Raw genomic sequence first — 23,000 nt, forward strand, 5'->3', positions numbered from 1 at the left:
AGCAATCCGCGGAAGAAAGTTGACGGCCGCTCATCTTCCGGCGTTGTTGTACCGCCGGTAACCTCGCCCTCAACTGCATCCGGGAGGAGCGGATATGCGTTTCAGAACCGGCAAGCTCACCCGTGTCGCGGTCGCCGCGGCCGCGGTGTTGGCGCTCGGCGCCACGTTCGCGGCCCCGCTGCCGCAAGAGGCCCACGCGGCGCCCGCCGCACAAGCCGCCACCGACTACTGCGGCGGGCAGTGTTCCGACATCCTGCCCCCCGGCGCGACCGGCAACGCGACCCTCGCCGACATCCTCGCCAACCGGGTGTTCGGCACCCGCCCCGCGCACAGCGCCGACCAGCTCGGACCGTACGGCGACCTGGCCCAGGGCTATCCGTCGCTCACCGACGACAAGTTGAACAGCTTCTTCAACGACTCGTCGTTCGGCGTCCCGGCGGACCAGGTCGAGTCCGTCACCAAGCCGCGCGACGACGTCACGATCACCCGGGACAAGAAGACCGGCGTCCCGCACATCCAGGGCACCACCCGCGAGGGCACCGAGTTCGGCGCCGGATACGCCGCAGGGCAGGACCGGCTGTGGCTGATGGACCTGTTCCGCCATGTGGGACGCGGCGAGCTGACCTCGTTCGCCGGCGGCGCGGCCGCCAACCAGGGCCTGGAGCAGGACTTCTTCCGCCAGGCTCCGTACGCCGAGGCGGACTATCAGGCGCAGATCGACTACATCCTGGCCACCGGCGGCGAGCGCGGAAAGCAGGCGCTGGCCGATGCCCAGGCGTACGTCGACGGGATCAACGCCTACGCCAAGAAGGCGAAGGACGCCCGCAACTTCCCCGGCGAGTACGTGCTCACCGGGCACATCGACGCGATCACCAACGCCGGTGAGATCCAGCCGTTCAAGCTCACCGACCTCATCGCCCTGGCCTCCGTCGTCGGCGCCCTCTTCGGCAACGGCGGGGGCGGCGAGGTGGAGGGCGCGCTGTCGATGCTCGCCGCCCAGCAGAAGTACGGCCTCGAAGAGGGCACCAAGGTCTGGGAGTCCTTCCGGCAGCGCAACGACCCGGAGGCCGTGCTGACCGTCCACGACGGCAAGGGCTTCCCGTACGCGGACAAGCCCGCCGATGCCAAGGGCACCGCGATGCCCGACCGCGGCTCCGTCACCCCCGAACAGCTCGTGTACGACCGCGAGGGCAGCGCCACCCCGGCCAAAGCCGACGCCCGCACCAAGGTGAAGGCGCCCGCCAAGCTCGACAAGCTGCGCGGCATCTACGACGACGGGGTGCTGCCCCGCGATCTGTTCAGCCGCAAGAAGGGCATGTCCAACGCGCTCGTGGTCTCCGGCAAGTACACCGCGAGCGGCCACCCGGTCGCCGTCTTCGGCCCGCAGGCCGGCTACTTCGCCCCGCAGCTGCTGATGCTCCAGGAGATCCAGGGGCCCGGGATCAGCGCCCGCGGCGCCTCCTTCGCGGGTGTCGGCATGTACGTCCAGCTCGGCCGCGGCCAGGACTACGCGTGGAGCGCCACCACCTCCGCCCAGGACGTCACCGACACCTACGCGGTCGAGCTGTGCTCACCGGACGGCTCCGCGCCCTCCAAGGACGCGACGTACTACCGCTACCACGGCGACTGCCTGCCCATGGACAAGCTGGAGCGGCGCAACGCCTGGAAGCCCACGGTCGCCGACTCCACCGCCGCGGGCTCGTACCGCATGCAGGTGTACCGCACCAAGTACGGCCTCGTCACCCATCGCGCCACGGTCGGCGGCAAACCGGTCGCCTACACCTCGCTGCGCGCCACCTACCGCCACGAGGCCGACTCGATCATCGGCTTCCAGATGTTCAACGACCCGGGCTACGTGACCGACGCGAAGTCCTTCCAGAGCGCCGCCCAGCACATCAACTACACCTTCAACTGGTTCTACGCCGACTCCCGGCAGGCCGCGTACTACAACAGCGGGCTCAACATGAAGCGCGCCGACGGCGTTGACCCGTCGCTGCCCGTCAAGGCGGAGCAGGCGTACGAGTGGCGGGACTTCGACCCGGCGCACAACACCGCCGCGTACACCCCGCCCGCCGAACACCCCCAGTCCGTCGACCAGGACTACTACATCAGCTGGAACAACAAGCTCGCCAAGGACTACACCGCCGCGGGCTTCGGCAACGGCTCCGTGCACCGCGGCAACCTCCTCGACGACCGGGTGCGCGCCCTGGTCAAGAAGGGCGGGGTGACCCGCGCCGCGCTCGCCCGGGCGATGGGGGAGGCCGCCGTCACCGATCTGCGCGGCGAGGACGTGCTGCCCGAGCTGCTGAAGGTGCTGCGCAGCAAGCCGATCGACGACCCGGCGCTCTCCGCCGCCGTACAGCGGCTGGAGTCCTGGCAGGCGGCCGGTTCACAGCGCCGCGAGACCAGCGCGGGCTCGCACACCTACGGGCACGCGGACGCGGTGCGCATCATGGACGCGTGGTGGCCGCTGCTGGTCGAGGCAGAGTTCAAGCCCGGCCTCGGCGGTGAGCTGTACGACGCCCTGCGCACCAACCTGAGCGTGGACGAATCGCCCTCGGCGGGCCACGGGCCGACCGGTTCGCACGCCGGATCGTCGTTCCAGTACGGCTGGTGGTCCTACGTCGACAAGGACCTGCGCGCGGTCCTCGGCGAGGACGTCAAGGGCCCGCTCGCCAAGCCGTACTGCGGCGGCGGCGAGCTGAGCGCCTGCCGCGACGCCCTGCTCAGCAGCCTCAAGCAGGCCGCCGCCAAGCCCGCCACCGAGGTCTACCCCGGCGACGACAACTGCGCGGCGGGCGACCAGTGGTGCGCCGACTCCATCATCCAGCGGGTGGTCGGCGGACTGACCCACGACAAGATCAGCTGGCAGAACCGTCCCACCTTCCAGCAGGTGGTGGAGTTCGCACGCCACCGCTGAGCGCGGAGCACGGTAATTTCTGAAGTTACCGTGCTTCTCGCGATTTCCGTTGTTTCCGTCGTGAATTCCGGAATATCCTTGCCGGTCCGAACCAGGAATAGCGCCGCAGACGCTGCACTATGCTTCGAATCGTCAGGGCGCGTTTTCTTGTACGGGGGAGCAGAAGACCGGAATGTCCTCAAGCGATCGGTGGCAGTACCCCGCGGCGCTGCTGGACACCACGATGGATCAACTCCGCACACTGCTCGCGGTCCATGAGACCGGTACGGCGCTGGGCGCCGCCCGGCTGCTGGGCCGCGAGCAGTCCAGCGTTCAGAAACAGCTCGACACGATGAACCGGAACTTCGGCACCCTGTGCGGAGAACCGCTCGTCCTCAAACGCGGCCGCAGCCGGAATGTGCTCTTCACCGCCACCGGCGAGAGCCTCGCCGAACTCGCCCGCGGCACGCTCCAGGGATGGCAGGAGGAGTTGCGCGACTGCCGCCGCCGGCTCGGCGGCCGGCTGGCCGTCGGTTCCACCCGCTACACCCTCGGCTTTCTGCTGAACGCCGTGGAACTGGTCACAGCGGACTTCGACAGCCGCGGCGTCGAGCTGAAGGTCGAGCACGTCCGCACCAGGGACCTGCTCGATCGGCTCGGCTCCAAGGAACTCGACCTGGTCTGCGGCAGCGTGCTCGCCGACGGAAGCGACCACCGCGGGCTGGACGGCTTCGAGGTCATGGAGTGGCGGCGCAGCGGCCTGTCCCTGGTCACCAACCTCGGCGACGGCGAACTGCCGGGCCCCTCCGTCGCGGTGAGCGCCCTGCCCGGGGTGCCGCTCGCGGTCTCCTCCGACGGCCTCATCCCCGGCTTCCTGCGCGGCTGGTTCGGCGGCCGCTACCGCCAGGAGCTGCACGTCGCCGCCGAGATCGACACCGTGAGTTACGGCCTCGAACTGCTCTCCTCCGGCGTGCTGCGCGGCGCGGTGCTCGTGACCCAGGGGATCGGCGACGCGGTGGCCGACGGGCGGCTGCGGACCGGCGCCGGGCTGCGCACGCTGGAGCTGGCCGACGACATCGCGCCGGAGCTGGATGTGCTCGTCGGGGTCTTCGTACGGGCCGGGGAGCGCGCCGCGCAGAACGATGACCATCCGCTCAACGTGCTGTGGAACGCCCTCGCGGGGGAGAACGCCCGCTGGCGCCGCGTCATCGGCGACCAGCGTCCGCGGAGCCCGCGCGACCGGTGAGCCGCCCCCCCCGGATGGTCATCCGCCGGTCCGTTCCACGCCCTCTTCCGTTCTACATACCGACTGGTTAGTCTGCCGGTGCGACCGGGCCGATCCGGGCCGACGGCCGCGCCGCATCCGAGGAGCGTCTCAATCGTGGATACCGTGCGTGGAGCGCGAGTTGTCGTCACCGGGGCGGGAGGCGGCATAGGCGCCGCCCTGGCCCGCCGCTTCGCCGCCGAGGGCGCCAAGGTCGTGGTCAACGACCTCGACGCGGCCGGGGCGGAGGCCGTCGCCGCCGAGATCGGCGGCACCGCCGTCCCCGGTGACGCCTCCGCGGTGGTGCCGGCCGCCCGGGACGCGCTCGGCGGCACCATCGACATCTTCTGCGCCAACGCGGGCGTCGGCCACGGCGGCGGCCCCGAGGCCGGCGAGGAGCTGTGGGCCGAGGCGTGGGACGTCAACGTGATGGCCCACGTCCGGGCCGCCCGCGCGCTGCTGCCCGACTGGCTGGAGCGCGGCGAGGGCCGGTTCGTCTCCACCGTGTCCGCCGCCGGGCTGCTCACCATGGTCGGCTCGGCGCCGTACAGCGTCTCCAAGCACGCGGCGCTTGCCTTCGCCGAATGGCTTTCCGCCACGTACCGCCACCGCGGCGTCCACGTGCACGCCGTCTGCCCGCAGGGCGTACGCACCAACATGCTGGCGGACACCGGAAGCGCCGGAGACCTGGTGCTCCTGCCCACCGCGATCGAACCGGAGGAGGTCGCCGACGCCACACTGAAGGGCATCGCCGAGAACCGGTTCCTGATCCTGCCGCACCCCGAGGTCGCCGGGTACTACACCGCGCGCGCCACCGACACCGAGCGGTGGCTGCGGGGCATGAACCGTGTGCAGCGCACCCTGGAAGAGACCGAAGAGAGGCCGCCCCGATGACGTCGTACCAGGACAAGCCGTGGCTCGCCACGCTCAACGAGAAGCAGCGCGAGCCGATCACCCCGCGGCCGAGCGTGCTGCACGCCTTCCGGGAGGCCGTGCGCGACGCCCCGGACCACCCCGCGATCGCCTACTTCGACGGCCGGATCACCTACCGGGAGCTGGACGAGCTGTCGGACGGGTTCGCGGGCCACCTCGCCGGGCGCGGCTTCGCCCCCGGCGACCGGCTCGCGATCATGCTGCAGAACACCCCGCACTTCGTGATCGCGCTGCTCGGCGCGTGGAAGGCGGGCGCGGCCGTGGTCCCCGTCAACCCCATGTACAAGGGCGGCGAACTCACCCACATCCTGACCGACGCCGAGGTCACGGCGCTGGTGTGTGCCCGCACCGGCTGGGAGGCGTACATACGCCAGACGGCCGCGGGCACCCCGGTGCGCATCGCGCTCACCGCGGACGCGTACGACTTCCAGACCCGGAACGACGAGCGGGTGCTGCGCGACGAGCGCATCCCGGTGCCCAAGGACACCGACGACCTCCTCGCGGCCGCCCGCGCCGGTGCCCGGCCGCCCGCCGTCCCCGAGCCCGCGCCCGGCGACATCGCGCTGATCAGCTATACGTCCGGCACCAGCGGCACCCCCAAGGGCGCCATCAACACCCACGTCAACGTCTCCTACAACGCCGACCGGCAGCACCTCCTCCACGAACTGCCCCCGGGTTCGGCGATCTTCGCGCTGGCGCCGCTGTTCCACATCACCGGCATGGTCTGCGAACTGGGCGCGAGCCTCGCCGGGGCCGGGACGCTCGCGCTGGCGTACCGCTTCGAGACCGGGGTCGTCCTGGACGCGTTCGCCGAGCACCGCCCCGCGTACACCGTCGGCCCCTCCACCGCCTTCATGGCGCTGATGGCCCATCCGCAGGCGACCCGCGACCACTTCTCGTCCTTCCGGATCATCTCCTCCGGCGGCGCCCCGCTGCCGCCCGCGCTGGTCGAGCGGTTCGAGTCGACCCTCGGCCCGTATATCCACAACGGCTACGGGCTCACCGAGTGCACCGCCCCCTGCGCCAGCGTCCCGCCCGGTGTGCGGGCCCCCGTCGACCCGGTCTCCGGCACCCTGGCGGTCGGTGTGCCCGGCGCGGACACCCTCGTACGGATCGCCGGGGACGACGGGAAGGACCTGCCGTTCGGCGAGCCCGGCGAGATCGTGGTGAGCGGCCCCATGGTCGCCCCCGGGTACTGGCGCCGCCCCGACGCCACCGAGGCCGGTATGCCCGGGGGCGAACTGCGCACCGGGGACATCGGCTTCATGGACGAGGACGGCTGGCTGTACGTCGTCGACCGCAAGAAGGACATGATCAACGCGTCCGGGTTCAAGGTATGGCCGCGCGAGGTCGAGGACGTGCTCTACACTCACCCCGCCGTCCGCGAGGCGGCCGTCGTCGGCAAACCGCACCCCTACCGGGGCGAAACGGTCAAGGCGTACGTGAGTCTGCGGCCCGGGGCCGAGGTCACGGCGGATGAGCTGGCCGCGTACTGTGCCGACCGGCTGGCCGCGTACAAGTACCCGCGGGAGGTCGACATCCTGCCCGAGCTGCCGAAGACGACCAGTGGCAAGATCCTCCGACGAGAACTGCGAGGATGAGACGGAAGAGAAGCGGGTGGCGACCATGGCCAGAACGACGAACGGCAACGGACAGCCGGTGCCGCGGCGGCTGCTGGCCGCCGCCACCCGCCTCTTCGCGGAGCGCGGGTTCGACCGGACATCCGTCCAGGAGATCGTCGAGGCGGCGGGGGTCACCAAGGGAGCCCTGTACCACTACTTCGGCTCCAAGGACGATCTGCTCCACGAGATCTACGGCCGGGTGCTCCGCCTCCAGCAGGAACGGCTCGACGCCTTCGCGGACGCGGACGCTCCCGTGGAGCAGCGGCTGCGGGACGCGGCGGCCGATGTCGTCGTGACCACCATCGAGAACCTCGACGACACCACGATCTTCTTCCGGTCGATGCACCATCTGAGCCCGGAGAAGTACAAACAGGTGCGGGCCGAGCGGCGCCGCTACCACGAGCGGTTCCGCGCGCTGGTCGAGGAGGGCCAGCGGACGGGGGTGTTCGGCGCCGACACCCCGGCGGACCTGGTGGTCGACTACCACTTCGGCTCCGTCCACCACCTGGGCACCTGGTACCGCCCCGGCGGCCCCCTGGGCCCCCAGCAGGTCGCCGACCACCTGGCCGACCTCCTGCTCCGCGCGCTGCGGCCATAAAGCGTCGAACGCCGGACGGGCAGCGAATCCAGCCCGTCCGGCGTTTGAGGACCGGGGGTCCGGGGCGGAGCCCCCGGTACAAACCCCCGCCCGCCCCGACCTACAGGTACCGCTTCAGCTCACGCCGCGCCAGCGACCGCTGGTGCACCTCGTCCGGCCCGTCGGCCAGCCGCAGCGTACGCGCCGACGCCCACAGCTCGGCCAGCGGGAAGTCCTGGCTGACCCCGCCCGCGCCGTGCAGCTGCACCGCCTGGTCCAGGATCTCCACCACCGTCCGCGGTGTGGCGATCTTGATGGCCTGGATCTCGGTGTGCGCCTCCCGGTTGCCCACCGTGTCCATCATCCAGGCCGTCTTGAGGACCAGCAGCCGCAGCTGCTCGACCGCCACCCGGGCGTCCGCGATCCACTCGTGGACCTGGCCCTGCTGGGCGAGCGCCTTGCCGAACGCCTGCCGGGCCACCGCCCGCCGGCACATCAGCTCGATCGCCCGCTCGGCCATGCCGATCAGCCGCATGCAGTGGTGGATGCGGCCGGGGCCCAGCCGGGCCTGGGCGATGGCGAAGCCGCCGCCCTCCTCGCCGATGAGGTTCGCGGCCGGTACCCGGGCCCGGTCGAAGACGACCTCGGCGTGGCCGCCGTGCCAGTGGTCCTCGTAGCCGTACACCTGCATCGCCCGCCGCACCTCGACCCCGGGCGCATCGCGCGGCACCAGAACCATCGACTGCTGGCGGCGCACATCCGCGCCCTCCGGATCGGTCTTGCCCATCACGATGAAGATCTTGCAGTTGGGGTTCATCGCCCCGGAGATGTACCACTTGCGCCCGGTGATGACGTAGTCGTCACCGTCCCGCTCGATCCGGGTCTCGATGTTGGTGGCGTCGGACGAGGCCACCTCGGGCTCGGTCATCGCGAAGGCCGACCGGATCTCGCCCGCGAGCAGGGGCTCCAGCCACTGCTTGCGCTGCTGCTCGTTGCCGAACTGGGTCAGCACCTCCATGTTGCCGGTGTCCGGCGCGGCGCAGTTGAGGGCGGTGGGGGCCAGTTGCGGGCTGCGGCCGGTGATCTCGGCGAGCGGGGCGTACTGGAGGTTGGTCAGCCCGGCCCCGTACTCGGAGTCCGGCAGGAACAGGTTCCACAGCCCCTGCTTACGGGCCTCGGCCTTCAGCTCTTCCACAACGGGCGGGGTCTCCCAGGGCGAGCCGAGCTTGGCGCGCTGCTCCCCGGCGATGGCCTCGGCCGGGTGGACGTGCTCGTCCATGAAGGTCAGGAGTTTGGCGCGGAGTTCTTCGGTGCGGGCGTCGAATGCGAAGTCCATGAGGTGTCTCAGCTCTTCTGGAGGGTGGTGAGGCCGTTGTCGATGAAGCGCGGGACGATGTCGCCGATGCGGTCGAAGCCCGCGCCGACGGTCTGCCCGAGGGTGAAGCGGTAGTGGATGCCCTCGAGGATCACCGCGAGCTTGAAGTAGGCGAAGGCGGTGTACCAGGCGACGCCGGTGACGTCCCGGCCCGAGCCCTCGGCGTACCGCTGGATGAGCTCGGCCGTGCCCGGGTGGCCGGGGGCGCCCTGAACGGAGGAGATGGGCGCGTTTTCGATGTTCGGGTGCTCGCTGTACATCACGATCAGGCCGAGGTCGGTCAGCGGATCGCCGAGCGTGGACATCTCCCAGTCGAGGATCGCCTTGATCCGGTCGTCGGCGCCCACCAGGACGTTGTCCAGGCGGTAGTCGCCGTGCACCACGGTGGGCGCGGGGGAGGCGGGCAGCGCCTTGGCGAGCCGGGTGTGCAGCTCGTCGATGCCGGGCAGTTCACGGCTGCGCGAGGCCTCCAGCTGCTTGCCCCAGCGCCGCAGCTGCCGCTCCAGAAAGCCCTCCGGCCGCCCGAAGTCGCCCAGCCCGACGGCGGCCGGGTCGACCGAGTGCAGCGCGACGAGCGTATCCACCAGGGACATCACCACGCCCCGGGTGCGCTCCGGACCGATGACGGCCAGCTGCTCGGCCGTACGGTACGGAGTGCCCTCCACGAACTCCATGACGTAGAACGGCGATCCGACCACCGCCTCGTCCTCGCACAGCAGCACCGGCTCCGGCACCGGCACGCTGGTCGGATGCAGCGCGCTGATCACCCGGTGCTCGCGCCGCATGTCATGGGCGGTGGCCAGCACATGCCCGAGCGGCGGGCGACGGACCACCCAGCGGGAGGTGCCGTCGGTGACGGTGTAGGTGAGATTCGACCGGCCGCCCTCGATCAGCTCCGCACTCAGCTCGCCGCCCACCAGCCCCGGCCGCTCGCGGTCGAGATGGGCGCGGAGCCGCGTCAGGTCGAGTCCTGGCGGGTTGGCTGCGTTCATCGAGTCACTTCTTCCGTGGATGTCCGTGGATGTCCATGAAAGGCGGGTGGCCGGTTCATTCCCTGTCCCTCATTCCATGTCCGTCTCATGATGCCGACCAGTCGGTATGCAGTCCAGTGTGCGTTCGTCACGGTTCTCGGCGCGCTCCTGGGCCTCGACGACCGCGTCGCCGTGCTCGATCCCCCAGGAGCCCAGCGCCTCGAGGGGACCCAGCAGGGACCGGCCCAGCGCCGTCAGCCCGTACTCGACGCGCGGCGGCGCCTCCGCGTACCGGTGCCGCTCCACCAGCCCGTCGTCCTCCAGGCGGCGCAGCGTCTCGTTGAGCACCTTGGCGCTGATGCCGCCGATCGCCGCGCGCAACTCACCGGGGCGGCGCGGGCCCTCGCGCAGGCCGAAGATCACCACGGCGGTCCAGGTGCGGGTCAGCAGGTCGAAGCCGATCCGGGCCCGGCAGTCGGCGAGGAACCGGCCGGTGGGCGAGGGGTGTGGGGTCGTCGTCACTCATGCCTCCTGCTGGCCGTCCTAGCGGATCCGTTGGGCACCGCGGGGTGTGCAACGGACTTCCTAGTGTCCTGTCCCAGCAGGCGGCACATGCCGCCCCGGAAGCGATTCGGAAGCGATTCGGAAGCGATTCGGAAGCGATTCGGAAGCGATGAGGAGGCCGCGCGATGCGGATCGGAGTGATGGGCACGGGAACCATGGCCGAGGGGCTGGCGGGGCAGTGGGCGCGGGCGGGCCACACGGTGTTCATCGGCGGCCGCACACCCGGCCGCGCAGGGGCGCTGGCGGAGCGGATCGGCCACGGGGCACGGGCCGGATCGCCGCGCGAGGCCGCCGGGTTCGGGGAGGTGACGCTGCTCGCGGTCGCGTACGAAGGCGTGTCGGCCACCTTGGACGCGGCGGGCGCGGGGGAGGGGACGCTGAGCGGCCGGGCGCTGATCGACTGCACCAACGCGGTCGTCCCCGGCCGCTTCGTCCTCGCCACCGACGGCGGCCCGGGAGTGGCCGAGCGGATCGCCGCGCAGGCGGTGGGGGCCCACGTGGTGAAGGCGTTCAACCTGTGCGCCGACTCGGTGTGGCGGATGACCCCGCCTGTCTTCGCGGACGGCCCGCTCGCGGTGCCGCTGTGCGGGGACGACGAGGGGGCGCTGGAGGCCGTACGGACCCTCGTGCGCGACATGGGCTGCGTACCGCTGGACGGCGGCGGCCTGGAGCGGGCCCGCCACCTGGAGTCGACGGCCGCCTTCCTGCTCGGCTTCTGGTTCGCGGGGGCCGAGCCGCGGACCGCGCTGCCCCCGGCGGCGGCCCAGGTGCCGTACCGCGTTCCCGCCTGAACCGGCCGGGGCCGGATTTGCGGTGCCCGCACCCGAGCAGGAGCGTCGTGAGGGGGAACCCGCCCGGCAACCGTCATCAGGAACCGCAAGGAGCAGCCACCATGAAGGCCATCAGCTACCGCCGCTACGGCGGCCCCGAGGTCCTCGAATTCGGCGAGGTCCGGGACCCCAAGGTCGGGCCCGACTCGGTGCTGATCCGGGTCAGGGCCGCCGCCGTGAACCCCGTCGACTGGAAGGCGCAGGCCGGCTATCTCGACCCCGTCCTGGACGCCGTCTTCCCGGTCATCCCGGGCTGGGACGTCGCCGGGGTGGTGGAGCAGACCGGACCGGCGGTGACCGGGTTCCAGGCCGGGGACGAGGTGATCGGGTACGTACGCGAGGACTTCCTGTCCCGCGGCACCTGCGCCGAGTACGTGGCCGCGCCCCTGCGCACGCTCGCCCGCAAGCCGCGGAACCTCACCTTCGAGCAGGCCGCGGGCATCCCGCTGGCGGGCCTGACGGCCTACCAGTCGCTGGTCGGCGCGCTGCGGGTCGGCGAGGGCGACACGGTGCTGGTGCACGCGGCCGCCGGGGGCGTCGGCTCGATGGCGGTACAGCTGGCCCGGCATCTGGGCGCCCGCGTCATCGGGACCGCCGGTGAGCACAACCACGACTATCTGCGGGCGCTGGGCGCCGAGCCGACCGTGTACGGGGAGGGGCTGGTCAAGCGGGTGCGGGGGCTCGCCCCCGACGGGGTGCAGGCGGCGTTCGACCTGGTCGGCGGCGACGCGCTCACCGCGTCCTCGGAGGTGCTCGCGCCCGGCGGCAGGCTGGCGTCCATCGCCGATCCGGCGGTCCTCGGCCTCGGCGGCGCCTATGTCTTCGTGCGCCCCGACCCGGACGACCTCCAGGACCTGACCGACCTCGCCGAGCGCGGCGCGCTGGGCGTCGAGGTGACGGCGACGTACCCGCTGGAGCGGACTGCGGAGGCGCAGCAGCGCAGCGCGGAGGGCCACACCCGCGGCAAGATCGTCATCACGGTCGCAGACGAGTGAGAGGCACCTCCCAGCGGTAGCTGGGGGGAGAACCGAGCCAAAAGGAGGCTCGGGTCAGCGCAGCATGGCCGCGCCGCACACCGCCGCCGCCATCACGCACCCCACCGCGGCCGCCGCGGTTCGTGGGGGGAGGAGGGGCGGGCGCGGGGCGTGGAGGTGGCGGATGCGGCGGTGGGCCACGGCCACGAAGGCCAGCCAGGACAGGACGACCAGCGACAGGGCGAGCACCGGGGCCGGGCCGAGGCCCGCGTGCAGGGTCTGCCGCCCGGCCAGCGAGGCGGCCACGGCGCAGGCCAGCGTCGTACGCCGCCACGCCAGCCGGGTGCGCTCCGGCTGGAGCCCGGGGTCCCGCACCGGCTCCGTCACCCGCCCCACCCCACGGCGACGACGATCACCATCAGCAGCGCGACCACCCCGACGGCGAGCCCCAGCGTCACCGGGAAGCGCGACACCGGCAGGTCCTCGCCGCGCCGCATGGCGCGCTCGCAGCGGATCCAGTGGTTGATGGCGCGCAGGGCGCACACCGCGCCGCCCGCGAGCAGGACGAGCGCGAGCGTCAGCCGCAGCGGGCGGCCGGTGTCCGGCAGGAACTGGTCGACCGCGAAACCGCCGCCCACCAGGGCCATCGCGGTGCGCAGCCAGGCCAGGAAGGTGCGCTCGTTGGCGAGCGAGAAGCGGTAGTCGGGAGTGTCGCCCTCCTCGCGGAGCCGTTCGGGCGCGAACCACAGCCGGACGTATCCCACGGCGTCGCCGAGTCTGCCTCCGGTCACGGGGTGGGCCTCTCGCGGCGCCATTCCTGCAGCCGGCGGTACGCCTCCGCGCCGTCCGGTACCCACTCCCACTCGGTGAGCCGCCGCTCCAGCTCCTCGTCGGTGACGAAGTCGTGCCAGGCGATCTCCTCGGCCTGCGGCGCGACCGGAAGGTCGCAGCGCACCTCGTAGACCCGGGACCACCAGGTGTGCTCGGGCGTGTCGTAGAGGAAGGAGAACAGCGGTACGGGGGCGGGGAGCCCCTGGACGCCCAGCTCCTCCTCCGCCTCCCGCAGCGCCGCCTCGTCGTAGCTCTCGCCCGCCGCGACGACCCCGCCGACGAACATGTCGTACAGCGAGGGGAAGACCAGCTTCCGGTCGGTGCGGCGGTGGACGAAGACGCGGCCTTCGGCGTCGCGCGCGAGGACGAAGACGCATCGGTGGCGCAGCCGGAGGGCGGTGGCGTCACCGCGGCGGGCCTGGCTTATCACCCGGTCCCGCTCGTCCACGATGTCCAGCAGTTCGTCGGCGGAAAGCGGCTCCTGATCAGGCATACGGCCATACAAGCAGATGGCCGCGCGGTCAGCGCCAGGGGCCACCGCCCTGGGGCCCGCCCTGCCCGCCGTACGGGCCGGAGCCGGAGCCCTGGCCGTATGGCCCCTGACCCTGCCCCTGGCCGTAGGGTCCCTGACCCTGCCCCTGGCCGTTGGGTCCCTGGCCGTACGGGCCGTTGCCGTTCCCCTGACCATTCCCCCAGCCGCCCTGGCCCTGGCCCTCGGCCTGTCGTTCCGCCTGCCGCCGGGCCTGCTCATTGGCCCACTGCCGCCAGGCCGCGGCCCGCTTCCGCCACTGCTCGGCCGCGTCGACGTAGGAGGGCTTGGACTGCTGACCGGAGGACGGGGTGCGGGGCTCGGCGGCGGGGGCGGCCGGGGCCTGCGTCGCGGGCTTGGCGGCGGGCGCCGGGGCCGCGGGCTCGGTCGTGCGCGAACCGCGCATCGGCTTGTCGCCGCCGGCCGAATCGCCGAACGGGGCGGCCTTCGGCTCCGGCTCGTCGGGGGCGGTGGGCGACGAGCCGTGCCCCGGGGCGGCCTGCGCCTGGCGGGCGTCCTTGCCCATGAGCATGAAGAGCGTGGCGGCCGCGCCGGTGGCCGACAGCAGGATCGCCCCGGCGGCCGCCTTGCGCCGCGGGTCGACGCGCCGACGGCGGCGGTGCCGGGGGCCGATGATCTCGCCCTGGAGGATGTGCGGGGTGCCGGGGGAGTCCCCGGCCTGGAGGGGCTGGGGACCGGGGGTGACAAGTGTCGGATTCACGATGCGCTTGTCCGCCTGGTACGGCGGCCCGGGTTGCTCAACGGAGCGGTCAGCCATGGTCGTTGATGATGCCGGTTTGGCTGAACCGTGTCCAATAGCGATGAGGGATTGTTCTGATTTGCTGCAGAAGAGAGCTATAGCCTGGAAGTGACGGTGTCCGGAAAGCGCTCTCACCCCCGCGTTCGGAGCGGTTGACGCCCGTACTGGCCGGTAGGCAGGATCGCACCCGACGACACCGTCGACCGGCTGACGAGGACGGGATACCACCAACCATGGCGTACGACGCGGATGTGATCGTGGTCGGGGCGGGCCTGGCGGGCCTCGCGGCCACCGCCGAGCTGGCCGACGCGGGCCGCAAGGTCATCCTGCTCGACCAGGAGCCCGAGCAGTCGCTCGGCGGCCAGGCCCACTGGTCCTTCGGCGGCCTCTTCCTCGTCGACTCGCCCGAACAGCGCCGGCTGCGCATCCGCGACAGCCGTGAACTCGCCTGGCAGGACTGGTTGGGCACGGCCGGTTTCGACCGCGAGGAGGACCACTGGCCGCGCCGCTGGGCCGAGGCGTACGTGGACTTCGCGGCGGGCGAGAAGCGGTCCTGGCTGCACGCCCAGGGGCTGCGGCTGTTCCCCCTCGTCGGCTGGGCCGAGCGCGGCGGCTACGACGCGACCGGGCACGGCAACTCCGTACCCCGTTTCCACATCACCTGGGGCACCGGACCCGGCGTCGTCGCCCCCTTCGAGCGCCGGGTGCGCGCCGCGGCCGCCCGCGGCCTGGTCTCCATGCGCTTCCGGCACCGGGTCACCGGGCTCTCGCGGAGCGCGGGCGCCGTCGACACCGTCACCGGCGAGGTGCTGGAGCCGAGCCGCGCCGAGCGGGGCACGGCCAGCAGCCGCGAGGCGACCGGTTCCTTCGAACTGCGCGCCCAGGCCGTGATCATCACCTCCGGCGGCATCGGCGGCAACCACGACCTCGTCCGCGCCAACTGGCCCGAGCGGCTGGGCTCCCCGCCCGAGCGGATGATCTCCGGCGTCCCCGCGCACGTGGACGGCGAGATGCTCGGCGTCGCGGAGGAGGCCGGGGGTCGCCTCATCAACCGCGACCGGATGTGGCACTACACCGAGGGCATCGAGAACTGGAACCCGATCTGGCCCCGGCACGGCATCCGCATCCTGCCCGGCCCCTCCTCGCTCTGGTTCGACGCCCGCGGACGGCGCCTCCCGGTCCCGCTCTTCCCCGGCTTCGACACCCTCGGCACCCTCGAACACATCATGCGGACCGGGTACGACCACACGTGGTTCGTCCTCACCCGGAAGATCATCGAGAAGGAGTTCGCGCTCTCCGGCTCCGAGCAGAACCCGGACCTGACGGGCAAGAGCGTCCGCGACGTACTGGGGCGCGGGCGGGCCGGGACGCCGGGACCGGTCCAGGCGTTCATGGACCACGGCGCGGACTTCGTCGTCGAACGCTCGCTGCCCGCCCTCGTACGGCGGATGAACGAGCTGACCGAGGACCCGCTCATCGACGAGGCCGAGCTGCGCCGCGAGATCGTGGCCCGGGACCGCGAGATCGCCAACCCTTACACCAAGGACCTCCAGGTCACCGCCCTGCGCGGGACCCGTAAGTACATCGCCGACCGGCTCATCCGCACCGCCGCCCCGCACCGCATCCTCGACCCGAAGGCGGGCCCGCTGATCGCCGTGCGGCTGAACATCCTCACCCGCAAGACCCTCGGCGGGCTGGAGACGGATCTGTCGTCGCGGGTGCTGACGGAGGGCGGCGAGCCGCTGCCGGGCGTCTACGCGGCGGGGGAGGCGGCGGGCTTCGGCGGCGGGGGCGTGCACGGCTACCGGTCCCTGGAGGGCACCTTCCTGGGCGGCTGCCTCTTCTCTGGCCGGACGGCGGGCCGCGCGGCGGCCAGGGCGGTGTCGTAACCGCGTTCAGTTCTGACGGAAGTCTGACGAAAAGCCACAGACGATGGCGCGCCACCCCACCCGGTGGTCTCATCAGCACATGGACGCAACCCCCGGCGACGGCGAGCACGACGACGACCGTGGCGACGGCCGCGGCGCACCCGTCGGCCGCCGCATCCTGCTCGGCATGCTCGGCCTCGGCGCCGCCGGTATGGCCGCCGCTCCCTGGGCGCAGCGCGGGCTGGAGAACACGCTCGGCGCCTTGTCCGACAAGGACCCCACCGGGGTGACCGGGCTGCTGCCCAACGGCGGCGGGTTCCGGTACTACTCCGTGACGTCCTCCGTCCCGCGCAAGGACGCCACGAGCTATCGCCTCACCGTCGGCGGGCTCGTCGACAAGCCCGCCGACTACCGGCTCGCCGACCTGCGCGCGCTTCCGCAGGCCCGGCTCGTCCGGGACGTCCAGTGCGTCACCGGATGGCGGGTGCCGAGGACGCCGTTCGAAGGGGTGCGGCTGTCGACGCTGCTGGACGCCGCCGGGGTGAGCCCGCGCGCCAAGGCGGTCCGGTTCACCTGCTTCGACGGGGCGTACTCCGAGAGCCTCACCCTCGACCAGGCGCGCCGCCCGGACGTCCTGGTGGCGCTGCGGATGAAGGACGAGCCGCTGGGCCACGCACACGGCGGCCCGGTCCGGCTCTACGTCGCGCCCATGTACTTCTACAAGTCGGCGAAGTGGCTCTCCGGCATCACCGTCACCGATGAGGTGCGCCCCGGCTACTGGGAGGACCGCGGCTACGACGTGGACGCCTGGGTCGGCAAGTCGAACGGACGCGACGATGACCCCACTGCCTGAGACCGCCGCGGCCCCGGCCGCCACCGCGCGCCGGGTGCGCCGCTTCACGCCCGCCGAGCGCTGGATCCACCGCACGACGGCCGCGCTCCTGGGTGCGTGCGTGGTCAGCGCGGCCTGTCTGTACGTGCCCGCCCTGGCCCAACTCGTGGGCCGCCGCGCGCTCGTGGTCACCGTCCACGAGTGGACCGGCATCCTGGCGCCCGTCCCGGCCCTCCTCGGTCTCGCCTCCCGTGCCTTCCGCGCCGACCTGGGCCGCCTCAACCGCTTCGGACCGCACGACCGCCGCTGGCTGCGGGCCGCGCTGCGTCGCGACCACAGCCCCGGCGAGCGCCCGGCGGGCAAGTTCAACGCGGGCCAGAAGGTGTACGCCGCCTGGACCGCGGGCGCGGTGCTGGTGATGGCGGCCACGGGATCGCTGATGTGGTTCACCGGGCTGGCCCCGCTGATGTGGCGCACCAGCGCCACGTTCGTCCACGACTGGCTGGCGCTGGCCGTCGGCATCGTGGTGATCGGGCACATCGGGAAGGCGCTCGCCGATCCGGAGGCGCGGCGCGGGATGCGCACCGGGCGGGTCGACCGGCAGTGGGCGGCCCGCGAGCATCCGCTGTGGCGCACGGAGGACGGCGGCGGCGACGGCGGCGACACCGCCCACGACCAGGGACACTACAAACGCGGCGTCCGCTGAACCGGCGGCACGCGATGCCATGATGCGTCGCATGCGCGAAAAAGATCCAAAAAAGTCGGTGATGCGGCGCTTGGTGACGGTCGCCGCATGTGGTGTCGTGGCGATGATGCCGCTGTGCGGGTGTCAGATGTTCGACTCCCCGCCGCGGCGGGACGGGCTCTGGGTGAACCCGGACGGCCCGGCCGCCCGGCACGTCCGTGCGCGGGAGGAAGAGGGAAAGAACGGAGGAAAGAACAACGACGCCGTGCTGATCCGGCGGATCGCGGAGCAGCCGGTCGCCGAATGGCTCGGCCCCCAGCCCCCTCGTGAACGGGTGCGTTTCATCACCGAATCCGCGGCCCGTACCGGCACCACCCCGGTGCTCGTCGCCTACAACATCCCGTACCGGGACTGCGGCGGCCACTCGGCGGGCGGAGCGGCGAACGGCGCGGCCTACCGGAGGTGGATCGAGCAGATCGCCCTCGGCATCGGCGACCGGAAGGCGATCGTCGTGCTGGAGCCCGACGCGGTGGCGCAGGTCGTCGACCGCTGTGTGCCCCGCCGCATGGTCCGCTCCCGGCTGACGCTGCTGCGTGACGCGGTCGCCGCGTTCGCCGCCCTGCCCCGGGTACGGGTGTATCTGGACGCCGGGAACGCGGGCTGGATCAGGAACCCCGCCCGGCTGATGGTGCCGCTGCTCAAGAGCGGCATCGAGCAGGCGGACGGCTTCTCCCTGAACGTCGCCAACTTCCAGCGCACCGGCCGCACCAAGCGGTACGGCCACCGGCTGTCCCGCGCGGTCGGCGGGGCACACTTCGTCATCGACACCAGCCGCAACGGCAACGGCCCGCTGCGCCGTCGGGGCGCGGCCCGGCACACCTGGTGCAACCCGCCGGGTCGGGCGCTGGGCCATGCGCCGTCCACCCACACGGGGGACCGGCTGGTGGACGCGTATCTGTGGATCAAACGGCCCGGCGAATCCGACGGGACCTGCAACGGCGGGCCCCCGGCGGGCCACTGGTGGCCCGAGTACGCGCTCGGCCTGGCCCGGAACGCCGGCGGCCCGGGCCACCGTCACGCCGGCCCGGGTCACCGCTGAGGCGCTCCGTCCCGGTATCACGGCGCGCCCCGCCTCACAGGGCGCACACCGCGTCCGGGCTGTCCCCGCGCGCGGTCGGTACGGCCGGCGCCGCCACCCGGCGGCGCCGGCCCCGCAGCACCCCGCCGTACCAGATGACCACCGGCGCCAGGCACAGCGCGACCGCGAGAGTGGCCCACGTCCGCATCGCCGCATGCGCGTGCCCGAGGAAGAACGAGGCCACGAGTGAGGTGCCGAAGAGTCCGCCCCACAGCAGATGGATACGGAACGTGGAGAGCCGGTCCGGGCTGGACGAGTCGCCCTTGGGCGTGACCACGAACCGGCTCTTGCGCCGCAGCGCCGCGTCGAACAGCGACTTGACGTAGATCGGCGCGGACAGGGCGGAGAGCAGCATCCCGGCGAGTCCGCCCGACCCCTCGGGCTCGTGCGGGGAGACGTTGTGGCGCCGGTTCCAGATGTAGAGCCCGATCTGCAGCATGGCGGCGTCGCTGTAGAGCATCATCCACAACTCGGCCGGGATGTCGATCCCGGCGGCCCCCAGCGTCAGGAACAGCGTGCAGGACAGCGCCGAGAGCACCCAGTTGACCGCGGTCATCGGGTAGTACGTGATCAGCAGCGTGTAGTTCAGCAGCTTCCCCGGCGACAGCGTGAACGGGGCCTTCCAGAACTGCTTGAGGACCGTCTCGTAGGTGCCCCGGCTCCACCGCATCTGCTGGGTGAAGAAGTCCGTCCAGGAGCTGGGGCCCTCGCCGACCGCGAGCACGTCCGGGGTGTAGACCGAGCGCCACTTCCTGCCGGTGGCCGGGTTGCGGTGGCGGTGCAGCTCGAAGCCGGTGGCCATGTCCTCGGTGATCGAGTCGTACAGCCCGCCGATGGAGCGCAGCGCGCTGATCCGCACCGCGTTGTTGGTGCCCACGAACATCGGGCTCCCGTAGGCGTTCCCGGCCCGCTGGATCAGCGCGTGGAAGAGGAACTGCTGGCTCTCGGCGGCCTTGGTGACGGCCGTGTCGTAGTTTCCGTACACCTGCGGACCCACCACGAAGGAGACATCCGGGTCCCGGAAGTAACCGAGCATCCGCTCCAGGAAGTTGGGCAGCGGTACGTGGTCGGTGTCCACGCATGCCATGAATTCATAACCGTCGCCGTGCGCGTCCAGCCAGGCGTTGTAATTCCCGTGCTTCGTCTTCGCCCGGAAAGCGCCATTCGGCTGGTTCCACTTCTCGACGCCCTTGCGGGAGAAGTGCCGTACGCCGAGCCGCGCGCACAGCTCCTTGACCTCCGGGTCGTCCCCCTCGTCCAGCAGCCAGACGTCCATCGTCCCCTGGTGCCGGATGCGCACCGCGCCCTCCAGCGTGGCCCGGACCATCGCGATCGGCTCCTTGCCGGGCACGAAACTCGTCAGGAACGCCACCCGGGTGCCGGGTTCGGCGGTCACCGGCACCGGATCCCGGGCCATCAGCGTCGCATGCGCGTTGGAGACCACCGTGACCAGCCGGAACGTCTCGATCAGCGCGATCGAGACCAGCATCACGACATCCGCCGCCGACTCCCACGCCGTCACATACGGGCGCGATACCCAGTGGTCAGGGCGCAGTAGCCAGAGCAGCAGCAGGGCCGAGCACACCGGCGCCCCGCACAGCAGCAGCGCCGCCCGGATCCGGTGCGGCTCCTGCGCCAGCAGACTGCGGCTGCGCACCCGGTACGGGCGGCCGGCGGGCGGCTTCGTCAGCGGGCCCGCCAGCTCGCTGTACCGCTTGTACTCGTACACCGTGGCCGGGCGGGAGTGCGCGGCATCCGGGGCGGGGCGCGCGTGCGGGGGTGTGGCGGCGTGCCCGGCGGTGCGCGCGGCGGCGGCGACTCCGCCACGCGGATCTCGTGCGTTGCTCGAATCTCTGACGGGGATTTGCGCAGACATGGGCACTCCCGCGGGCTGTTCTGGAACCGGATATCGCGCCGCGATGACCCGGACGGACCACATTCGTCATGTCATCGCGCAAGATGAGAAGGTAACAATCGGATGTGGCGGTATTGCGTACATCGGATTTTCGGCGCGCCCCTTGGCGGAAAGCCGTGAAAGAGCCACTCTGACGGCCCATCAGTGCGCGTCTTACGTGATTTACATCCCGCGCTCTGGCAGGGTCGGAGCTCGCGTGAAAAACGCGCATCAACGAAGCCACGGCCGCACGGAATCCACGGCTGCACGACGGAAGATGGGGCGGGGTCGCCCGATGAGAGTTCTGCACATCATCTCCCGCCTCGGCGCCGGCGGCGCCGAGCAGCAGCTGCGGCTGCTGCTGCGCCATGTGCCGGTGCGCTGCGACGTGGTCGCCCTCGCCGCACCGGGCAGAACCGCCCACGGCATCCGCGACGACGGCATCCCGGTCACCCATCTGCCCCCGGACGGCCGCGCGGGCGAGCTGCGGGCGCTGCCCGACCTGGTGCGCACCATCCGCGCCGGCGGCTACGACCTGGTGCACACCCACCTCTACCGGGCCTGCGTCTACGGCCGGATCGCCGCCCGGCTGGCGGGCGTACGGGCCGTGATCGCCACCGAACACGCCCTGGGCGAGCACAGCGTCGACGGCCGCCCCCTGAGCCCCGCCGTCCGCGCGCGCTATCTCGCAGCCGAGCGGCTGGGCTCGGCGACCGTCGCCGTCTCGGCCACCGTCGCCGACCGGCTGCGCGACTGGGGCGTGCCCAACCACCGCATCCACCTCGTGCCCAACGGCATCGACGCGCGCCACTTCCGCTTCACCCCCGCTGCCCGCGCCGCCGCCCGCGCCCGCCTGGCCATCCCCGAACGGGCCTTCGTCGTCGGCGCGGTCGGCCGGCTGGTGGCGGCCAAGCGGTTCGACATCGCGGTGCGTGCCGTCGCCCACGTACCCGGGGCCCGGCTGCTGCTGGTCGGCGAGGGGCCCGAGCGCCCCGCCCTGGAGGACCTGGCCGCCCGGCTCGGCGCGGCCGACCGGATCCGGCTGCTGGGGGAGCGGGACGGGGCCGTGGCCCCGTCCGACGACCGGCCCGCCGGGCTGCCGGGGCTGCTGGCCGCGATGGACGTCCTGGTCTCGCCGTCCGCCGAGGAGGCGTTCGGGCTCGCGGCGCTGGAAGCCCTCGCGGCCGGGCTGCCGGTGCTGTACTCCCGCTGCCCGGCCCTCGACGAACTCCCCTCCGACGCCGCCCCCGCCGCCCGCCGCCTCGCCCCCGGCGCGGCCGCCCTCGCCGACGCGCTGCGCCACCAGGTGGCCGCGGGCCCGCTGCGGTACCCGGTGCCGGACGCGGTCGAGCGGTACGACATCGCCCGCGGTGTCCGCCGCCTCATGGACCTCTACGACCGCACCACCACCTGCGGCCCCGACGGCTGTCTGCGCGTCGCGCCGGTCAGCCTGCGGGCGGCGCGGCGCGGCGAGCGCGGTGCTCCCGCGGGCTGACGCCCCGTTCGCGCTTGAACGCCGCGGACAGCGCGAAGGCGCTGCCGTATCCCACCCGCCGGGCCACCGCCGCCGGCGTCGCGTCCGGCTCGCGCAGCAGATCGGCCGCGAGTGCCAGCCGCCAGCCGGTCAGATACGCCATCGGCGGCTCGCCCACCAACGCGGTGAACCGCCGGGCCAGCGCCGCCCGTGAGACGCCCGCCTTCGCGGCCAGCCCCGCCACCGTCCACGGATGCTCCGGGTTGTTCTGCAGCAGCCGCAGCGCACGGCCCACCACAGGATCGCCCAGTGCCCGGTACCAGGCCGGGGCTTGCGCCTCCGGGCGGGCGAACCAGGCCCGCAGCACGGCGATCAGCAGCAGGTCCAGCAGCCGGTCCAGCACCGCCGACTGCCCCGGTTCGTCCCTGACGATCTCCTCGCCGAGCCAGGGCATCAGCGGGCAGTCCCACACCTCCCCGGTCAGCACCAGCAGTGGCGGCAGGGCGTCCAGCAGCCGCCCGCTGACCTCCCCGTCCAGCGGATAGGTGCCGATGAGCATCGTGGCCGAGCCGTCCGCGTGGTTGCCCCACGTGCGCACGCCCAGCGTCATCGCCTCGGCCAGATCCCGGCCGTCCGCCGTCCGGCACTCCTCGCCCGGCAGGATCCACGCCTGCGGCGGGGTGTCCGGGGAGTCCGCCACCGTGTACGGATCCGGGCCGCGTACGACCGCCACGTCACCCGGGCCCAGCCGCCGCGGCTCACCGGCGTCGGGCACCACCCACGCCTCGCCGCGCGCCATCGTCATCACACACAGCGGCGCCCGGTCCTCGATGCGTACCGACCACGGCGGCTCCATCACGGCCCGCAGCAGAAAAGCCTCCCGGGCCCGCGGCCCGTCCAGCAGGTTCGCCAGCGCGTCCATGTCCCACCCCCGGGGACAGCGTAGACGCACACGTATGCGGACGAGCCTTTCGGCCATG

At 72.4% G+C, this 23,000-nt stretch carries 21 protein-coding genes; 12 read left to right on the top strand and 9 right to left on the bottom strand.

Annotated elements, in window-relative coordinates; all coding sequences use genetic code 11:
- The first annotated feature begins 94 nt into the window (after positions 1-94).
- From ACH4SI_RS15150 to ACH4SI_RS15170, 5 genes are all read left to right on the top strand, one after another.
- Positions 95-2,920 (top strand): penicillin acylase family protein, encoded by a 2,826-nt coding sequence (locus ACH4SI_RS15150; protein WP_398296155.1) that lies wholly within the window; start codon positions 95-97, stop codon positions 2,918-2,920.
- Positions 2,921-3,092: 172 nt separating this feature from the next.
- The gene (locus ACH4SI_RS15155) at positions 3,093-4,145 is read left to right on the top strand and encodes a LysR family transcriptional regulator (protein WP_398296156.1); all 1,053 of its coding nucleotides are present in this window, start codon (positions 3,093-3,095) and stop codon (positions 4,143-4,145) included.
- 132 nt (positions 4,146-4,277) lie between these two features.
- Complete coding sequence (locus tag ACH4SI_RS15160) at positions 4,278-5,057, top strand: SDR family oxidoreductase (RefSeq protein ID WP_398296548.1); 780 nt, start codon at positions 4,278-4,280, stop codon at positions 5,055-5,057.
- The gene (locus tag ACH4SI_RS15165) at positions 5,054-6,697 is read left to right on the top strand and encodes a class I adenylate-forming enzyme family protein (protein WP_398296157.1); all 1,644 of its coding nucleotides are present in this window, start codon (positions 5,054-5,056) and stop codon (positions 6,695-6,697) included. The genes ACH4SI_RS15160 and ACH4SI_RS15165 overlap by 4 nt, the downstream gene beginning before the upstream one ends.
- Before the next feature lie 16 nt (positions 6,698-6,713).
- Positions 6,714-7,316 carry a TetR/AcrR family transcriptional regulator gene (locus ACH4SI_RS15170; protein WP_398296549.1) on the top strand — a complete coding sequence of 201 codons (603 nt, stop codon included), beginning with the start codon at positions 6,714-6,716 and terminating at the stop codon, positions 7,314-7,316.
- Positions 7,317-7,416: 100 nt separating this feature from the next.
- On the opposite strand, the gene ACH4SI_RS15175 is transcribed toward ACH4SI_RS15170, so the two are convergent.
- From ACH4SI_RS15175 to ACH4SI_RS15185, 3 genes are all read right to left on the bottom strand, one after another.
- Positions 7,417-8,631 carry an acyl-CoA dehydrogenase family protein gene (locus ACH4SI_RS15175; protein ID WP_398296158.1) on the bottom strand — a complete coding sequence of 405 codons (1,215 nt, stop codon included), beginning with the start codon at positions 8,629-8,631 and terminating at the stop codon, positions 7,417-7,419.
- 8 nt (positions 8,632-8,639) lie between these two features.
- Positions 8,640-9,662, bottom strand: a complete 1,023-nt coding sequence (locus ACH4SI_RS15180; RefSeq protein ID WP_398296159.1) for a phosphotransferase family protein — start codon at positions 9,660-9,662, stop codon at positions 8,640-8,642.
- Positions 9,663-9,731: 69 nt separating this feature from the next.
- Positions 9,732-10,163: a winged helix-turn-helix transcriptional regulator gene (locus ACH4SI_RS15185; RefSeq protein WP_398296160.1), complete on the bottom strand. Its 432-nt coding sequence runs from the start codon at positions 10,161-10,163 to the stop codon at positions 9,732-9,734.
- Positions 10,164-10,330: 167 nt separating this feature from the next.
- Here ACH4SI_RS15185 and ACH4SI_RS15190 point away from each other — a divergent pair, with 167 nt between their 5' ends.
- Both ACH4SI_RS15190 and ACH4SI_RS15195 read left to right on the top strand, forming a co-directional pair.
- Entirely contained in the window at positions 10,331-10,996 is a 666-nt protein-coding gene (locus ACH4SI_RS15190) for an NADPH-dependent F420 reductase (RefSeq protein WP_398296161.1), read from the top strand.
- Positions 10,997-11,097: 101 nt separating this feature from the next.
- On the top strand, positions 11,098-12,030 hold the full coding sequence (locus ACH4SI_RS15195; RefSeq protein WP_398296162.1) for an NADP-dependent oxidoreductase: 933 nt from the start codon (positions 11,098-11,100) through the stop codon (positions 12,028-12,030).
- 54 nt (positions 12,031-12,084) lie between these two features.
- Here ACH4SI_RS15195 and ACH4SI_RS15200 read toward each other — a convergent pair whose 3' ends face one another.
- From ACH4SI_RS15200 to ACH4SI_RS15215, 4 genes are read right to left on the bottom strand one after another with little or no spacing between them, the layout of a single operon-like run.
- Positions 12,085-12,405: a DUF202 domain-containing protein gene (locus ACH4SI_RS15200; RefSeq protein ID WP_398296163.1), complete on the bottom strand. Its 321-nt coding sequence runs from the start codon at positions 12,403-12,405 to the stop codon at positions 12,085-12,087.
- Complete coding sequence (locus ACH4SI_RS15205; RefSeq protein ID WP_398296164.1) at positions 12,393-12,824, bottom strand: YidH family protein; 432 nt, start codon at positions 12,822-12,824, stop codon at positions 12,393-12,395. The genes ACH4SI_RS15200 and ACH4SI_RS15205 overlap by 13 nt, the downstream gene beginning before the upstream one ends.
- Positions 12,797-13,333, bottom strand: a complete 537-nt coding sequence (locus ACH4SI_RS15210) for an NUDIX domain-containing protein (protein ID WP_398296165.1) — start codon at positions 13,331-13,333, stop codon at positions 12,797-12,799. The genes ACH4SI_RS15205 and ACH4SI_RS15210 overlap by 28 nt, the downstream gene beginning before the upstream one ends.
- A gap of 28 nt (positions 13,334-13,361) precedes the next feature.
- Entirely contained in the window at positions 13,362-14,147 is a 786-nt protein-coding gene (locus ACH4SI_RS15215; protein ID WP_398296166.1) for a hypothetical protein, read from the bottom strand.
- 215 nt (positions 14,148-14,362) lie between these two features.
- Here ACH4SI_RS15215 and ACH4SI_RS15220 point away from each other — a divergent pair, with 215 nt between their 5' ends.
- The 4 genes from ACH4SI_RS15220 to ACH4SI_RS15235 all read left to right on the top strand — a co-directional run bounded on the left by ACH4SI_RS15220 (position 14,363) and on the right by ACH4SI_RS15235 (position 18,613).
- Positions 14,363-16,018 carry an FAD-binding dehydrogenase gene (locus ACH4SI_RS15220; RefSeq protein WP_398296167.1) on the top strand — a complete coding sequence of 552 codons (1,656 nt, stop codon included), beginning with the start codon at positions 14,363-14,365 and terminating at the stop codon, positions 16,016-16,018.
- Between the two features lie 79 nt (positions 16,019-16,097).
- Positions 16,098-16,850 (top strand): molybdopterin-dependent oxidoreductase, encoded by a 753-nt coding sequence (locus ACH4SI_RS15225; RefSeq protein WP_398296168.1) that lies wholly within the window; start codon positions 16,098-16,100, stop codon positions 16,848-16,850.
- Complete coding sequence (locus ACH4SI_RS15230) at positions 16,834-17,535, top strand: cytochrome b/b6 domain-containing protein (protein ID WP_398296169.1); 702 nt, start codon at positions 16,834-16,836, stop codon at positions 17,533-17,535. Before ACH4SI_RS15225 ends, ACH4SI_RS15230 begins: the two co-directional genes overlap by 17 nt.
- A 31-nt stretch (positions 17,536-17,566) precedes the next feature.
- Positions 17,567-18,613 (top strand): glycoside hydrolase family 6 protein, encoded by a 1,047-nt coding sequence (locus ACH4SI_RS15235; protein WP_398296170.1) that lies wholly within the window; start codon positions 17,567-17,569, stop codon positions 18,611-18,613.
- Between the two features lie 34 nt (positions 18,614-18,647).
- Here ACH4SI_RS15235 and ACH4SI_RS15240 read toward each other — a convergent pair whose 3' ends face one another.
- A complete protein-coding gene (locus tag ACH4SI_RS15240; RefSeq protein WP_398296171.1) occupies positions 18,648-20,528 on the bottom strand; it encodes a glycosyltransferase family 2 protein in 1,881 nt (626 codons plus the stop codon).
- A gap of 313 nt (positions 20,529-20,841) precedes the next feature.
- Between ACH4SI_RS15240 and ACH4SI_RS15245 the strand changes: the two genes are divergently transcribed.
- Positions 20,842-22,041, top strand: a complete 1,200-nt coding sequence (locus ACH4SI_RS15245; protein WP_398296172.1) for a glycosyltransferase — start codon at positions 20,842-20,844, stop codon at positions 22,039-22,041.
- On the opposite strand, the gene ACH4SI_RS15250 is transcribed toward ACH4SI_RS15245, so the two are convergent.
- A complete protein-coding gene (locus tag ACH4SI_RS15250; RefSeq protein WP_398296173.1) occupies positions 21,992-22,942 on the bottom strand; it encodes an AraC family transcriptional regulator in 951 nt (316 codons plus the stop codon). The two genes, ACH4SI_RS15245 and ACH4SI_RS15250, sit on opposite strands and share 50 nt — an antisense overlap.
- Positions 22,943-23,000: the final 58 nt, after the last annotated feature.

The organism is Streptomyces sp. NPDC021212 (genome assembly GCF_044332925.1).
Lineage (GTDB): Bacteria > Actinomycetota > Actinomycetes > Streptomycetales > Streptomycetaceae > Streptomyces.

Bases quoted from the DNA above. Each gene is read 5' to 3' on its own strand.
- ACH4SI_RS15215 (WP_398296166.1), bottom strand. From the start codon at position 14,147: ATGGCTGACCGCTCCGTTGAGCAACCCGGGCCGCCGTACCAGGCGGAC.
- ACH4SI_RS15210 (WP_398296165.1), bottom strand. From the start codon at position 13,333: ATGCCTGATCAGGAGCCGCTTTCCGCCGACGAACTGCTGGACATCGTG.
- ACH4SI_RS15190 (WP_398296161.1), top strand. From the start codon at position 10,331: ATGCGGATCGGAGTGATGGGCACGGGAACCATGGCCGAGGGGCTGGCG.
- ACH4SI_RS15250 (WP_398296173.1), bottom strand. From the start codon at position 22,942: ATGGACGCGCTGGCGAACCTGCTGGACGGGCCGCGGGCCCGGGAGGCT.
- ACH4SI_RS15235 (WP_398296170.1), top strand. From the start codon at position 17,567: ATGCGCGAAAAAGATCCAAAAAAGTCGGTGATGCGGCGCTTGGTGACG.
- ACH4SI_RS15240 (WP_398296171.1), bottom strand. From the start codon at position 20,528: ATGTCTGCGCAAATCCCCGTCAGAGATTCGAGCAACGCACGAGATCCG.
- ACH4SI_RS15180 (WP_398296159.1), bottom strand. From the start codon at position 9,662: ATGAACGCAGCCAACCCGCCAGGACTCGACCTGACGCGGCTCCGCGCC.
- ACH4SI_RS15150 (WP_398296155.1), top strand. From the start codon at position 95: ATGCGTTTCAGAACCGGCAAGCTCACCCGTGTCGCGGTCGCCGCGGCC.
- ACH4SI_RS15155 (WP_398296156.1), top strand. From the start codon at position 3,093: ATGTCCTCAAGCGATCGGTGGCAGTACCCCGCGGCGCTGCTGGACACC.
- ACH4SI_RS15175 (WP_398296158.1), bottom strand. From the start codon at position 8,631: ATGGACTTCGCATTCGACGCCCGCACCGAAGAACTCCGCGCCAAACTC.
- ACH4SI_RS15225 (WP_398296168.1), top strand. From the start codon at position 16,098: ATGGACGCAACCCCCGGCGACGGCGAGCACGACGACGACCGTGGCGAC.
- ACH4SI_RS15245 (WP_398296172.1), top strand. From the start codon at position 20,842: ATGAGAGTTCTGCACATCATCTCCCGCCTCGGCGCCGGCGGCGCCGAG.
- ACH4SI_RS15230 (WP_398296169.1), top strand. From the start codon at position 16,834: ATGACCCCACTGCCTGAGACCGCCGCGGCCCCGGCCGCCACCGCGCGC.
- ACH4SI_RS15220 (WP_398296167.1), top strand. From the start codon at position 14,363: ATGGCGTACGACGCGGATGTGATCGTGGTCGGGGCGGGCCTGGCGGGC.
- ACH4SI_RS15165 (WP_398296157.1), top strand. From the start codon at position 5,054: ATGACGTCGTACCAGGACAAGCCGTGGCTCGCCACGCTCAACGAGAAG.
- ACH4SI_RS15195 (WP_398296162.1), top strand. From the start codon at position 11,098: ATGAAGGCCATCAGCTACCGCCGCTACGGCGGCCCCGAGGTCCTCGAA.
- ACH4SI_RS15205 (WP_398296164.1), bottom strand. From the start codon at position 12,824: ATGGCGCCGCGAGAGGCCCACCCCGTGACCGGAGGCAGACTCGGCGAC.